General features: G+C 69.2%; 8 protein-coding genes. 4 read left to right on the top strand and 4 right to left on the bottom strand.

Going from position 1 to position 13667, the window contains the following annotated elements; genetic code table 11:
• Positions 1 to 266: 266 nt before the first annotated feature.
• Together ABD793_RS22175 and ABD793_RS22170 are read left to right on the top strand one after the other, a co-directional pair.
• Positions 267 to 2816, top strand: a complete 2550-nt coding sequence (locus ABD793_RS22175; RefSeq protein ID WP_344862925.1) for an ATP-dependent Clp protease ATP-binding subunit — start codon at positions 267 to 269, stop codon at positions 2814 to 2816.
• Between the two features lie 437 nt (positions 2817 to 3253).
• Complete coding sequence (locus tag ABD793_RS22170) at positions 3254 to 5320, top strand: Hsp70 family protein (protein ID WP_344862923.1); 2067 nt, start codon at positions 3254 to 3256, stop codon at positions 5318 to 5320.
• A 7-nt stretch (positions 5321 to 5327) separates the two neighbouring features.
• Here ABD793_RS22170 and pcp read toward each other — a convergent pair whose 3' ends face one another.
• Both pcp and ABD793_RS22160 read right to left on the bottom strand, forming a co-directional pair.
• Complete coding sequence (pcp, locus tag ABD793_RS22165; RefSeq protein WP_344862921.1) at positions 5328 to 5927, bottom strand: pyroglutamyl-peptidase I; 600 nt, start codon at positions 5925 to 5927, stop codon at positions 5328 to 5330.
• Positions 5924 to 7369, bottom strand: a complete 1446-nt coding sequence (locus tag ABD793_RS22160; protein WP_344862919.1) for a M1 family metallopeptidase — start codon at positions 7367 to 7369, stop codon at positions 5924 to 5926. The genes pcp and ABD793_RS22160 overlap by 4 nt, the downstream gene beginning before the upstream one ends.
• Positions 7370 to 7508: 139 nt before the next feature.
• On the opposite strand from ABD793_RS22160, the gene ABD793_RS22155 reads away from it, so the two are divergent.
• On the top strand, positions 7509 to 10682 hold the full coding sequence (locus ABD793_RS22155; protein WP_344862917.1) for an AfsR/SARP family transcriptional regulator: 3174 nt from the start codon (positions 7509 to 7511) through the stop codon (positions 10680 to 10682).
• Between the two features lie 94 nt (positions 10683 to 10776).
• Here the strand turns inward: ABD793_RS22155 and ABD793_RS22150 are convergent, their stop codons facing one another.
• Positions 10777 to 11559, bottom strand: coding sequence for an ABC transporter permease (locus tag ABD793_RS22150; RefSeq protein ID WP_425548738.1), 783 nt, complete (start codon positions 11557 to 11559; stop codon positions 10777 to 10779).
• 11 nt (positions 11560 to 11570) lie between these two features.
• Complete coding sequence (locus tag ABD793_RS22145; RefSeq protein ID WP_344862913.1) at positions 11571 to 12548, bottom strand: ATP-binding cassette domain-containing protein; 978 nt, start codon at positions 12546 to 12548, stop codon at positions 11571 to 11573.
• A 163-nt stretch (positions 12549 to 12711) separates the two neighbouring features.
• Between ABD793_RS22145 and ABD793_RS22140 the strand changes: the two genes are divergently transcribed.
• On the top strand, positions 12712 to 13665 hold the full coding sequence (locus tag ABD793_RS22140) for an endonuclease/exonuclease/phosphatase family protein (protein ID WP_344862911.1): 954 nt from the start codon (positions 12712 to 12714) through the stop codon (positions 13663 to 13665).
• Positions 13666 to 13667: the final 2 nt, after the last annotated feature.

Here is a 13667-nt window from a genome sequence, read left to right as displayed (position 1 = left end):
GAACCGTGTTCGCGCTGAGCGGACAGGGGTACCCGGTCGGAATCCGGATGCGGTCACGTACGTTCCACCTGGGGTAAAGGTGCAGCGCAACCGGCTCACACGAGGTGCCCGCACGGGACACCGGCCGGGTGCGAACGGGCCACCGGAAGCCGTAGTGGTACGCATCCGCGACCGCATGGCTACTAGAGTGGTCTCACGGTGCTGTCCGCCGTGGGTGCGATCCACGGAGGTTACGGGCCGCCGACGCAGCAGTCGAGGGAGTGCGCATGTTTGAGAGGTTCACCGACCGCGCGAGGCGGGTGGTCGTCCTGGCCCAGGAAGAGGCCAGGATGCTCAACCACAACTACATCGGCACCGAGCACATCCTCCTGGGTCTGATCCACGAGGGTGAGGGTGTCGCCGCCAAGGCGCTCGAGTCGCTGGGCATTGCCCTCGAGGGTGTGCGCCAGCAGGTCGAGGAGATCATCGGCCAGGGCCAGCAGGCGCCGAGCGGGCACATCCCGTTCACGCCGCGGGCGAAGAAGGTGCTGGAGCTGTCGCTGCGCGAAGCGCTGCAGCTCGGCCACAACTACATCGGTACCGAGCACATCCTGCTCGGTCTGATCCGCGAGGGTGAGGGCGTTGCCGCCCAGGTCCTCGTCAAGCTCGGCGCGGACCTCAACCGGGTGCGCCAGCAGGTGCTGCAGCTCCTGTCGGGCTACCAGACCGGTGAGAAGTCCGCGGAGAGCGGAACCGGCCGCGGCGAGGGCACGCCGTCCTCCTCGCTGGTGCTCGACCAGTTCGGCCGCAACATGACCGTGCTCGCCCGTGAGGGCAAGCTCGACCCGGTCATCGGGCGCGGCAAGGAGATCGAGCGGGTCATGCAGGTGCTGTCGCGGCGCACCAAGAACAACCCGGTGCTGATCGGCGAGCCCGGCGTCGGCAAGACCGCCGTCGTCGAGGGCCTCGCGCAGAGCATCGTCAAGGGCGAAGTGCCCGAGACGCTGAAGGACAAGCAGCTCTACACGCTGGACCTGGGCTCGCTGGTCGCCGGTTCGCGGTACCGCGGTGATTTCGAAGAGCGCCTGAAGAAGGTGCTCAAGGAGATCAAGACCCGTGGCGACATCATCCTGTTCATCGACGAGCTGCACACGCTGGTCGGGGCGGGTGCCGCCGAGGGTGCGATCGACGCGGCTTCGATCCTGAAGCCGATGCTGGCCCGCGGTGAGCTGCAGACGATCGGTGCGACCACACTCGAGGAGTACCGCAAGTACATCGAGAAGGACGCCGCGCTGGAGCGCCGTTTCCAGCCGATCCAGGTGGGCGAGCCGTCGCTCGAGCACACCATCGAGATCCTCAAGGGCCTGCGCGACCGGTACGAGGCGCACCACCGCGTCTCGATCACCGATTCGGCGCTGGTCGCGGCGGCCACGCTGGCCGACCGCTACATCAACGACCGGTTCCTGCCGGACAAGGCGATCGACCTGATCGACGAGGCCGGCGCCCGGATGCGCATCCGCCGGATGACCGCGCCGCCGGACCTGCGTGAGTTCGACGAGAAGATCGCCGATGTCCGCAGGGACAAGGAGTCCGCGATCGACGCGCAGGACTTCGAGCGGGCCGCTCGGCTGCGGGACGAGGAGAAGACCCTCCTCGGCCAGAAGGGTGAGCGCGAGAAGCAGTGGAAGGACGGCGACCTGGACGTCGTCGCCGAGGTGGACGACGAGCAGATCGCGGAGGTGCTGGCCAACTGGACCGGTATCCCGGTGTTCAAGCTCACCGAGGAGGAGACCACCCGGCTGCTGCGCATGGAGGACGAGCTCCACAAGCGCATCATCGGCCAGGAGGACGCGGTCAAGGCCGTCTCGCAGGCGATCCGCCGTACCCGTGCGGGTCTGAAGGACCCGAAGCGCCCGTCCGGTTCGTTCATCTTCGCCGGTCCGTCCGGTGTCGGTAAGACCGAGCTGTCCAAGGCGCTGGCGTCGTTCCTGTTCGGCGAGGACGACGCGCTCATCCAGATCGACATGGGTGAGTTCCACGACCGCTACACCGCTTCCCGGCTGTTCGGTGCCCCTCCGGGCTACGTCGGCTACGAAGAGGGCGGGCAGCTGACCGAGAAGGTGCGGCGCAAGCCGTTCTCGGTGGTGCTGTTCGACGAGATCGAGAAGGCGCACCAGGAGATCTACAACACCCTCCTGCAGGTGCTGGAAGACGGTCGCCTCACCGACGGTCAGGGTCGCACGGTCGACTTCAAGAACACGGTCCTGATCTTCACCTCCAACCTGGGCACGTCGGACATCTCCAAGTCCGTCAGCCTCGGCTTCTCCTCCGGAGCGGACTCGAGCAACCGCTACGAGAAGATGAAGCAGAAGGTCAACGAGGAGATGAAGAAGCATTTCCGGCCCGAGTTCCTGAACCGGATCGACGACATCATCGTCTTCCACCAGCTCACCCAGGACCAGATCATCGAGATGGTGGACCTGATGATCGGCCGGGTGGAAACGCAGCTCAAGGCCAAGGACATGGAGATCGAGCTGACCTCCAAGGCCAAGGCCCTGCTGGCCAAGCGCGGGTTCGACCCGGTGCTGGGCGCCCGCCCGCTGCGCCGCACGATCCAGCGCGAGGTCGAGGACCAGCTGTCGGAGAAGATCCTCTTCGGCGAGGTCGAGGCAGGCCAGATCATCCTGGTCGACGTCGAAGGCTGGAGCGGCAACTCCGAAGACCGCGACGACGAGGCCCACTTCACCTTCCGCGGTGAAAAGCGCCCGTCCTCGGTCCCGGACGCCCCGCCGGTCAGCATCGGTGCCACCGAAAACGGCGACACCGAAACCGACTAACCCGACCCGAAAAAAGGGCGGCACCCGCACCGGGGTGCCGCCCTTTTTCACTGCCCGGACACCCATCACGGGCCACTACTCGAGCTCGGTATTCCGGACCGGCATCTCGGCTTCGTCGACATGAGCCACTGCGGCAGCTCGGCGCCCCGGCTTGTCCGCCCGAATTGCTCCCCCGGAGCACCACCCGAACCACCGCGACCCGGCACGGCAATAGCACCCACCGCCGCCACCACGGATTGCCGTCACCACGGTCTGCCGCCACCACGGATTGCTGCCACCACGGTCTGCCATTGCTACGATCTGCCGTCAGCGCGGTCTGCCGCCACCGCGCGCTGCTATCGCCGTGGTCGCCATCGACTCGTGCAATGATCACCTTCCCGGCGGAGCCGTTCCCCCTTCCGTGAGACGATGCCTCGGGGATTGCAGAGGGGGAGAACGTGGACGTCCTGTCGATAGACTTCGGCACATCCAGCACAGTGGGCGTACTTTCCGCATTCGGGCGCGGGCCGCGGGCGATCGAGATCGACGGGTCGGTCACCATGTCGTCGGCGGTCTACGCGACCGAGGAAGGCCTGCTCGTCGTCGGGCAGGACGCCGAACGGCGGGCGCGGATCGACCCGAGCCGGTTCGAGCCGAATCCGAAGCGGCGGATCGACGACGGGGAGCTGCTGCTCGGCGATCGCACGTTCCCGGTCACCGCCGTGTTCACCGCAGTGCTGCGCCGGATGGGTGAGGAAGTGCACCGCCAGCTTTCCGGGATGCCGGACCAGCTGCGCATCTCGCATCCCGCGGGTTGGGGCGCACCGCGACAGCAGACGTTGCGTGCCGCCGCGGCCGACGCCGGGTTCACCGGCATCCACCTGGTGCCCGAACCCGTTGCGGCTGCTGCGCACTACGCGTCGCTGGGCACCCGGCTACCCGGGCCGCTCGCGGTCTACGACCTCGGCGCAGGCACATTCGACTGTGCGGTGGTCGGTGTCGACGCGCGCGGATTCTCCGTGCTCGCCGACGACGGGTTGCCCGATCTGGGCAGCCTGGACATCGACCAGGCCCTGCTCGTCCACATCGGACGGTCGGTGTCGCACGCCGATCCCGCGCAGTGGCAACGGCTGCTGCGTCCGCAGACCACCACCGATCGCCGCCAGCGCCGGGCTCTGCTGCAGGACGTCCGCGATGCCAAGGAAAGCCTGTCGCGGCACTCGCAGACCGAAGTGCCGATGCCCGATCCGTTCGGCGATGTGCTCGTCACCCGTGCGGAGCTGGAGGCACTGGTGCGGCCGAGCCTGCTGCGCAGCGCGGAACTGCTCGCCGCGACGATCCGACACTCCGGTCTGACACCCGCGCAGCTCGGCGGTGTCTACCTGGTCGGCGGCCCGAGCCGGATGCCGTTGCTGGCCGCGCTGGTCGGGACGACCCTTGGCGTGGTCCCGACCACCCAGGACCAGCCGGAGACGGCGGTCGCCTTCGGGCTGCATCACGTGCCACTGGACGAGCGCGCTACGGCGAACCCGGTGCCGGCGCCAGGTCAACCGGCCGGACCGGCATCCATTGCGCCGCAGACACAACCGGCCGGCCCGCTACCGGGACAGCCACCCGCGCAGCCGCCGGGCCTGCCGCAGACTCAGCCGCAGGGCCTGCCGCCACAAGCCGCACCACCAAGCCCGCCGCAGGGCCCATCGCCAGCCCATCCGCCAACCTCGCCGCCGGGACAGCCGCAAGCTCAGCCGCCAACCTCGCCGCCGGGGCAGCCGCACACCCCGTCGCCAACCCAGCCACAGCCTCGATCGCCAGCTCAACCGCCAGCCCCGTCGCCGTGGACTCAGCGCGTTGCGCAGCGAACGCAGCAGTCCGGGAATCCGTCTTCTGCCGGGGCGGGGCGGGCTGCGGGGAAACCGAAGCGCAAGCTGCTGCTCAGCCTTGCCGTCGTCCTGTCGGTCGTGGTCGTCGCCACGGTGGTCATCGTCTTCGTCACTCGGGGTGGTGGTCAGGAGAACACCGCGTCCGGGGGTACCCAGCCGTTGTCCGCCGGTGCTTCCGCCTCGCCGTCGGGACGGCCCGTCACGGGCTGCTCGGGCTCCGCGCCTGCGAAGGCGGGTGACGGCCTGACCTCCTGCATGCTCCGCCTCGCCGGCACCGTGAGCACCCGCGCGGCTTGTTCCGACGAGCCGAAAATCGCGGACAGCATCGGCGCCGGGCGTGCGGCGTTCTGCCGGTTCCCTGAGGACGGGTACTCGGTCACCTACTACGAGGGCCTCGAACTCGACAAGATCGCCTCGGGCGTGCGGAAGCAGATGAGCGGCCGCATCCTGGACCGCTCGTGGTCGGCAGGTGACCTGCGTGGCCGTTACATCGCAGGCATCGGCAAGAAGGCCGGGCTGCTGTTCTTCCAGTCCGACGGCCTTGCGGTCACCGGAATGCTGATGAACAACAGCGCGGGCCACACCAAACAGTCACCAGAGGACCTCGTCAGCTACTTCGACGATTCCGTCCTGCCCGGCCGGTGACCGGACGTCAGTGCAGGGTCCCGGCCGGATCCGTGGTGACCGATCGCGCGGTGTCCACCGCGATGGCGAGTGCCTTCGCCGAATCCTCGACCGCCAGCTCGCTTTCGGCGGGCACGTGCACGAAACCGCCGCGCAGCTCGGGAAAATCCGTGGCCAGCAGGTGCATCAGACCGTAGAAGACCTGGTTGCACACGTAGGTCCCGGCGGTGAACGAGACGGCGGCAGGCACCCCGGCCGACCGGATCGCGGCCACCACGGCCTGCACCGGCAACGTGCTGAAGTAGGCCGCCGGGCCGGTCTCGACCACCGGCACGTCGACCGGCTGCACACCGGCGTTGTCCGGGATCCGGGCGTCGATCACGTTGATCGCCACCCGCTCCGGGGTCACCTCGCGCCGCCGGTTCGCCACCCCACTGCACACGACCAGTGCCGGCCGGTGCCGCTCGATCGCGGTGCGCAGTGCCGGCAGCGCCGCGCCGAACGCACAGGGCAGTTCCACTGCCACCGTGTCGTTCCGGCGCGACGCCACCAGCGAAGCCGCCTGCCAGGAAGGATTCGTCGTCGCAGCGTCGAACGGCGTGAATCCGGTCAGCAGCACCGCGCTCATGCGGACGGTTTCAGATCACCCGGGTAGAGGTACTGCTCGGCGGGCTTGCCCGCGCCGTAGATCCACGCGTCGAAGAATCCCTGCAGATCCTTGTGCGACACGGACTCCGCGTACTGCTGGAACTCCTGCATGTTCGCGTTCCCGTTGCGGTGCAACGCCGGCCAGGTCTTGAGCACCCGGTCGAAGGCCGCCTGTCCCAGCACCTTGCTCAGCGCGTGCAGGGCGAGCGGACCCTTCGAATACACCGAGGTGAACTCGTTGCCAGGACCCATGTCGTACAGCTTGCCGCTCCAGAACCGGTCGCTGGCCGAGGCGACCTCCTCGCGGTACTGGTCGTCGAGGTTGACGCCTTCCTTGGCCTGATCCCACAGCCAGGTCGCGTACGAGGCGAAGCACTCGTTGAGGCACACGTCTTTCCACTGGTCCACGGCCACGGTGTCGCCGTACCACTGGTGCGCGTTCTCGTGCACGATCGTGCTGACGTCGCCCGCCTGTCCGGAGTAGATCGGACGGCTCAGCGTCTCCAGCGAGAAGCCGATCGGCTCGGCGAGGAAGATGCCGCCCGCCGCGTCCACCGGGTATTTGCCGAACTTCGATTCCAGGAAGTCGAGGATTTCCGGCAGCCGCGCCTCGGCCTGCTTGGTGGAATCCGGCACTCCCGGGGCGAACGCGCTGACGATCGGCGTGCCGTCCTTGCGCTGCTGACGGTCGAAAGTCCACTTGTCGATGGCGACGGTGGTCATGTACGGCGCCACCGGCGTGTTCTCCGCCCAGACGTGCGTGGTGCCCCCGGCAGTCCGGTACGACCCGGTCTCCCTTCCGTTGGCGATCACACCCCATTCGTCCGGGACCGTGATGGCCAGGTGGAACGTGGCCTTGTCGCGCGGAGTGTCGTTCACCGGGTACCAGGTGGACGCCGACTTCGGCTCCCCGGCCGCGAACGCGCCACCCGACTTCGCGAACTGCCAGCCGTTCTCGCCGAGCAACGGATCGTCGATCGGCGCCGGCACGCCGTGGTAGGCGACTTCGGTGCGGAACGGAAGCCCCTTCGGCAGTGCCGTTGCAGGACTGATCACGAGCTCGTGGTCACCGGTGCGCGCGAACTTCGCGGGCACCCCGTTCACCTTGACCGAGTCGACGGTGAGGCCCTTGAGATCGAGGTCGAACGAGCTGAGCGACTGGGTCGCGCGGGCCGAAATGGTCTGCAGACCGGTCAACTGGTGGCTGTCCGGTGCGTAGGTGACCTTCAGCTGGTAGTCGGCCACGTCGTAGCCGCCGTTGCCGTCCTGCGGGTAGTAGCTGTCGCCGGCGCCGTCCGAGCCTGGCGTCGGCTGTCCCCAGCTGTCCTGGCCTGCGGAGGCGACGCCGGTGGCCAGGCTCAGTGCGGCGAGCGTGGCGGCGCCGGTCACCGCGGAGCGGTGCCAGCGGTTCGGTGCGCGCATGGGCACTCCTGTCTGTCCGGTTCCCCGCAACGTATCGTTCCGGCTCGCCGCGGTGATCGGCCGAAGGGGAAATGTCCGGAAAGTCCACACTTCCGTCGGGCGGTGCCCGCTCTCAGCCGTCGTCTGGAAAGCTGGAGCCGTGCACGTGGCGCTGCTTGGTCCGCTGCGAGCGGCTGGGGACGACGGCACGCTGATCGACATCGGCGGTGCCCGCCTCCGCATGCTCCTGGCCCGGCTCGCGCTGGACGCGGGCCGCTCGGTGCCGGCCGAAGTGCTGATCGACGGTCTCTGGGGCGACGATCCGCCTGCCGACGCCGCCAACGCGCTGCAGTCCCTGGTCTCCCGGCTGCGCCGGGCGCTGCGGCAGGCCGGTGCCGGGCTGGAGTCCGGATCGGGTGGTTACCGGCTCGCCGTGCCCGCCGAGGCGGTGGACGCGCACCGGTTCGAGCAGCTGGCCGCCGAGGGCCGCCGTGAGCTGGGCGCTGGGCGGGACTTACGAGCCGCCGAGGTGCTGCGTGGTGCGTTGGACCTGTGGCACGGTGCCGCGCTCGCGGATGTGCTCGACGCGTCGTTCGCCGCCGCGCCCGCGCGGCGGCTGGAGGATCTGCGCGCGGAGGCCGCGGAGGACTGGTTCGAAGCCGAGCTTCGGCTGGGTCGGCACGCCGAGGTGCTGGCCGATCTGACCGCCGCCGCACAGGCACAACCACTGCGTGAACGGCTGGCCGGTCTGCGGATCCGGGCGCTGAGCGCGGCTGGGCGGCAGGTCGACGCACTCGCCGCGTACGAGACCGTCCGCAAGACCCTTGCCGGCGAACTCGGCGTGGACCCGTCCGTGGAGCTGCAGGAAGTACACCTGCGCGTGTTACGCGGGGAGTTCGCCGTGGCGGCCTCGGTGGTCGATCGGCTGCCACCGCGGTTGACCAGCTTCATCGGCCGGACGGACGAGCTGAAGCTGCTGGCCGAACTGCTCGAGGGCGCACGGCTGGTGACGCTGGTCGGCCCGGGTGGGGCGGGTAAGACGCGGCTCGCGACCGAGGCGGCGTCGCGGCATCCCGCACATGCGCGTGGCCGTGTGTGGTTCGTGCCGCTCGCCGGGGTACGCGACCCTGCCGATGTGCTCGGGTCGTTGCTCACCGCGCTCGAAGTCCGCGACGTGCGGGTGACCGAGACCGAAGTGCTGCGCCGTCCGGTGGACCTGGTCGAGCACGCGGTGGAGGCGCTGGCCGGTGCGGAATCGTTGCTGGTGCTGGACAACTGCGAGCACGTGATCGACACCGCGGCCCGGCTGGTGGACGACCTGCTGCACCGGGTGCCCGGATTGCGGGTGCTCGCCACCAGCCGGGAGCCGCTCGCGATCACCGGTGAGGCGCTGTGCCCGCTCGGTCCGCTGCCGGTGCCGCAGGCGGATGCGCTGCCCAGTGAGGTGGGCGCCCTCGACTCCGCGCGGCTGTTCCTGGACCGAGCGGCGGCCGTGAGCCCCGGTTTCCGCCTCGACGGGTCCACTGTGCATGCGGTGACGCAGATCTGCCGCAGGCTCGACGGGATGCCGCTGGCGTTGGAGCTGGCCGCGGCGCGGCTGCGTTCGATGAGCGCAGGGCAGATCGCCGAACGGCTCGACGACCGGTTCCGCCTGCTGACCTCCGGCAGCCGGACCGCGTTGCCCCGCCAGCGCACGTTGCGTGCCGTGGTCGAGTGGAGCTGGGACCTGCTGACCGAGTCCGAACTCCGGCTCGCGGCCCGGTTGGCGGTGTTCGCGTCGAGCTTCGACGAGGAGGCGGTGGAGCAGGTCTGCGCGGACGAGCAGCTGCCTGCCGCAGACGTGCTGTACGTGCTCGGCTCACTGATCGAGAAGTCCATTGTGGATACCGTCGGTGCGCGCTACCGGATGCTGGAGACGCTGCGCGTCTACGCCGCCGACCGGCTTGCCGAATCCGGTGAGCGGGATCGGTTCCGTGCCTCGATGGTCGCCTACTACGTCAGACTGGCCGAGCGTACCGAACCGTTGCTGCGCACCAGGGATCAGCTCGCCGCGATCGCGGTTTTCGATGCCGAGAACGACAATCTGAACGCCGCGCTGCGAGTGGCCATCGACGAGGGGGACGGGCTCTCCGCGGGACGGTTGCTGTTCGGCATGTTCTGGTACCTCACCGTGCTCGGGCAGGCCGGCCGTGTGGGGTCCGTTATGGACGAAGTGCTCGCGCTCGGCGACCAGCTGCCGCCGGACGTCGCGGCCTGCTTACGGGTGGGTCTGTTCATGTTGCGGTCCGTCGGGCAGTCGTCCGGTTCATCCGATGTGGCGGATCTGGTCGAGGACTGCGTGCGCACCGGGGCAGTCGAGCGCAACCACTGGCTCGCGGTGACCCTGCCGATCGTGGCCTACTTCGGCGGGCGCCGGGACCTCGCGCTCCGGGAGATCCGGCGGGCGGTCGACGGGGCGGACCCGTGGGGGCGGGCCGCCGGGCACTGGGCGGAAAGCTTCCTGCTCGCCGACGAGGGTGATCTGGCTGCTGCCGCCGCGGCACGGGAACGCGCGCATGCGGGGTTCGGCGAGGTCGGCGACCGCTGGGGGCTCGCCATGACGCACAGTTTCCGCGCGTCGGACTTGTCCCAGGGCGGTGATCACGCCGGCGCGCTCGCCGCGTACCACGAGGGTCTGCGGCTGGCACTGGAACTGCGCTCCCACGACGACGTGGTGCAGCAGTGGTGGCGGCTGGCAGTCGAACATTCGCGAGCCGGTGACCAGGCGGGAGCGTGGCGCGAGCTGGCGGCCGCCCGACGGTACGTCGAGGCCGACGGCAGCGGGCAGCTGCGGGTGATCCTGCTGCTGGGGCAGGTGGAAGTGCTGAAACGGGAGGGAAAAACCGCGCAGGTCCGGGAGATCTGCCGGGAGATCCTTGCCGCGCAGGCGGATTGGCCGTTCCCCGAGGGGATCGAGACGGAATGGCTTGCCCGGGTCGAATCCTATCTCCTGATTGCCGAGCAGAAGCCGGACGAGGCCGAGGCGTCCGCGCTCGGTGCACTGCGCGCGGCCGGCCGTCGCTCCGACATCCCCGAACTCGCCGAATCCCTCGAGGTGCTCGCGCGGATCCGGTACCTGCAGGACCGGCCTGCGGAAGCGACCCGGCTGCTGGCCTGGACCGCAGTGGTGCGCGGACGGCTCGACCTCGGCAGCCCGGAAGTCCGGCAGCTGATCGAAGACCTGTGCCGGGAACTGGGTGCGGCACGTTTCGAAGAGCTTTCCGCGCAGGCGCGCCGGGTGCCAAGGGCGGAAGTCATCGACCAGCTGATGTCCGAATTGGACAGCAGTGAATGAGCGGCACCGGTGACGGGTGAGTGCCTCGGTGCCGGTCCCCAACCGGCACCGAGGCACTCACCCGCAGCGTCCCCACCCCCGTGGAAGGACGCACTCAGACCCGTCGGCGGTAGGCCCAGGTTGCCAACGGGAAGAACACCACCACGGCGCCGACCATCCAGGCCAGTGCGCCTGCCAGCGGACCGGCCACCGGACCTCCGTTGAGCAGGCCGCGCAACGCATTGGTCAGGAAGCTCACCGGACTGATGTCCGCCCATGCCCGCAGCCAGCCCGGCATCGTCGAGGTGGCCACGAAGACGTTGCTGCCGAAGGTGAGCGGCATGACGAACACGAACATCAGCCCCTGCGCCGCACCGGGGGATTTCATCAGCATGCCGACGAACACCGACGCCCAGCAGAAGCACAGGCCGAACGCGATCACCAGCGGGATCGCGACGATGAACTGCGCCGGTCCGGTCTGGATCCGGTACCCCATCACCGTCGCCACGATCATCAGCACGGTGAGACACACCAGGTAGCGCACGATGTCCGCGAGCACCGCGCCGACCAGTGGTGCCGAACGTGCGATCGGCATGGCGCGGAACCGGTCGAACACGCCCTTCGTCACGTCGGTGTTCAGCTGGGTGCCGACGGTCAGGCAGGCCTGCAGGATGTTCATCGCGAGCACCCCCGGCACCAGGCTCTGCAGGTAGCCCTCGATCGAGCCGCCGAGTGCGTTGCCGAACAGATAGGTGAACATGAGCAGGAAGACGATCGGCATCAACGTCACGTCGGCCAGCTGCTCGGGGTTCTTGCGGATCTTCAGTATTCCCCGCCACGCCAAGGAAAACGCATGTCGGGTGCCAAGGTCGAGGCTGATCCTGCGGGGTGGGTCCATCGTCAGCGTGGTCACTGGAGGCTCCCTTCCAGTGGACGGTCCGGAATGGACTCTTCGGCAGGGTGCCCGGTGAGGGAAAGAAAGACCTCGTCCAGGCTCGGCAGGCGCAGCGCCAGTTCGTCGGAGGTGATGCCTGCCTCGTCGAGCTTGCGCACCAAAGTGGACAGCAGCACCGGATCGGACACCGGCGCGGTGAGCAGCCCGCTCGCACTGTCCCGGTTGGGCACGACGCCGGTGAGTTCGCCGAGGATGCGCGCGACCGCGTCGAGGTCCGCCGTCGAACTCGGCCGGACCTGCACGGTCTGGCCACCGACCCGGCGCTTCAGTTCGTCGGCCCTGCCGTCGGCGACCACGTGCCCGTGGTCGAACACCGTGATCCGGTCGGCAAGCTGGTCGGCCTCCTCCAGGTACTGGGTGGTGAGCAGCACGGTCGCACCGTCGGCGACCAGGCCACGCACCACGGACCACACCTCGTTGCGGGCGTGTGGATCCAGCCCGGTGGTCGGCTCGTCCAGGTAGAGCACCGCAGGCCTGCCGACCAGGCTCGCGGCCAGGTCCAGCCGACGGCGCATGCCACCGGAATAGGTGCGGATCGGCCGTTTGGCCGCGTCCGACAGCTCGAACCGCGCCAGCAGTTCCTTCGCGCGGGCCCGTGCGTCCGGTCGGGACAGGCCGAGCAACCGCCCGAGCAGGATGAGGTTCTCGGTGCCGTTCAGGTCCTCGTCCACCGAGGCGTACTGGCCGGTGAGCCCGATCATCCCGCGGACCCGCACCGGGTCGCGCACCACGTCGTACCCGCCGACCGTGGCGTGCCCGGCGTCGGGTTTCAGCAGGGTGGCCAGGATGCGAACCGCGGTCGTCTTGCCCGCGCCGTTCGGCCCGAGCACCCCCACCACGTGCCCGAAGGGCACCTCCAGATCCACCCCGTCCAGCGCTTTGGTCTCCCCGAACCGCTTGACCAGGCCTTCGGCCCGGATCGCGTGCGACATCGCTGGTTCCTCCTCCTCGTCGCTTCGTCGAACACAGTGGACGGCCGACCTGGCAGGACACGCACAGCGCGCTGACACGGTGCTGTCAGTACTTCGTGCAGGTTTGGTGGAGGAGTTCGTCCCCTCCCGTCCGTGCCGGTCCGCCCCCGGCATACTCGGGCCCATGGTGATCCACGCCAAACGGCGAAACCAGGTGGTCACGGGGCTGTTGCTGCTCGCCGGAGTGCCTCTGCTGGTGGTCACCGTGCTGCGCACGATCGGCTACGACGGTGGCGGCTGGTACCTGACCGCGTTGCTGTCGCTCACGCCGTACGTGGCGGTTTACGGCGCGTTGCTCGGTGCGCTCGCGCTGCTGCTGCACCGCTGGTGGTTCGGCGGGGTCGCGCTGGGGATGGTGGTGCTGCTCGTGGTGTTCGTGCTGCCGCGGGTGGTGCCCGACGACCAGCCCGAGGCGCACGGCAGGACGGTGCGGGTGATGTCCGCCAACCTGTACCTCGGCCAGGCCGATCCGGGCACGGTCGTGCGGCTGGTCAGGCAGAACCGGGTGGACGTGCTGAACCTGCTGGAGCTGACCCCGGCGGTGGTGTCCGGGCTGGCGCGAGCCGGGCTGTTCGACGAGCTGCGCTACCGCGTGCTGCACCCGGCGAGCGGGGCCTCCGGTTCCGGCATCGTGTCCCGGTTTCCGCTCACCGAGCAGGACTACGCCGGCGGCTCCGCGGCGAAACAGCCCGGTGCGGACGCCGATCTCGGTGGCGGTGCCGAGCTGGAGGTGGTGGCAGCGCACCCGCGTTCACCGGACGTCGGGTTCGACGGATGGGAGCAGGAGCTGCGGGACCTGTCGCGGGCTGCCGGGGAACACGGCCTGCGGGTGCTGGCAGGCGATTTCAACGCGACCCTCGACCACGCCGCACTGCGCACCGTGCTCTCCCGCGGTTACCTCGACGCGGCCGAAACCCGCGGTGCGGGCCTGAACCCGACCTGGCCTGCGACGTTCGTCCCGTTCGTGCCACTCGACCACGTGCTGGTCGACCGCCGCGTTGCGGTGCGTGACTACCGGGTGCTCGACGTTCCCGGCACCGACCACCGGGCGGTGTACGCCGAGATCCAGCTGCCCTGACC

The sequence above is a fragment of the Amycolatopsis ultiminotia genome (genome assembly GCF_039536925.1).
GTDB lineage: Bacteria > Actinomycetota > Actinomycetes > Mycobacteriales > Pseudonocardiaceae > Amycolatopsis > Amycolatopsis ultiminotia.
The sequence above is the reverse complement of the archived record's forward strand: the minus strand, read 5'-3'. Positions and strand labels throughout refer to the sequence as shown.

What these genes read in the sequence shown, in the direction of transcription:
- ABD793_RS22175 (WP_344862925.1), top strand. Translation starts at nt 267, where the DNA reads ATGTTTGAGAGGTTCACCGACCGCGCGAGGCGGGTGGTCGTCCTGGCC.
- pcp (WP_344862921.1), bottom strand. Translation starts at nt 5,927, where the DNA reads ATGAGCGCGGTGCTGCTGACCGGATTCACGCCGTTCGACGCTGCGACG.
- ABD793_RS22140 (WP_344862911.1), top strand. Translation starts at nt 12,712, where the DNA reads ATGGTGATCCACGCCAAACGGCGAAACCAGGTGGTCACGGGGCTGTTG.
- ABD793_RS22160 (WP_344862919.1), bottom strand. Translation starts at nt 7,369, where the DNA reads ATGCGCGCACCGAACCGCTGGCACCGCTCCGCGGTGACCGGCGCCGCC.
- ABD793_RS22145 (WP_344862913.1), bottom strand. Translation starts at nt 12,548, where the DNA reads ATGTCGCACGCGATCCGGGCCGAAGGCCTGGTCAAGCGGTTCGGGGAG.
- ABD793_RS22150 (WP_425548738.1), bottom strand. Translation starts at nt 11,559, where the DNA reads ATGGACCCACCCCGCAGGATCAGCCTCGACCTTGGCACCCGACATGCG.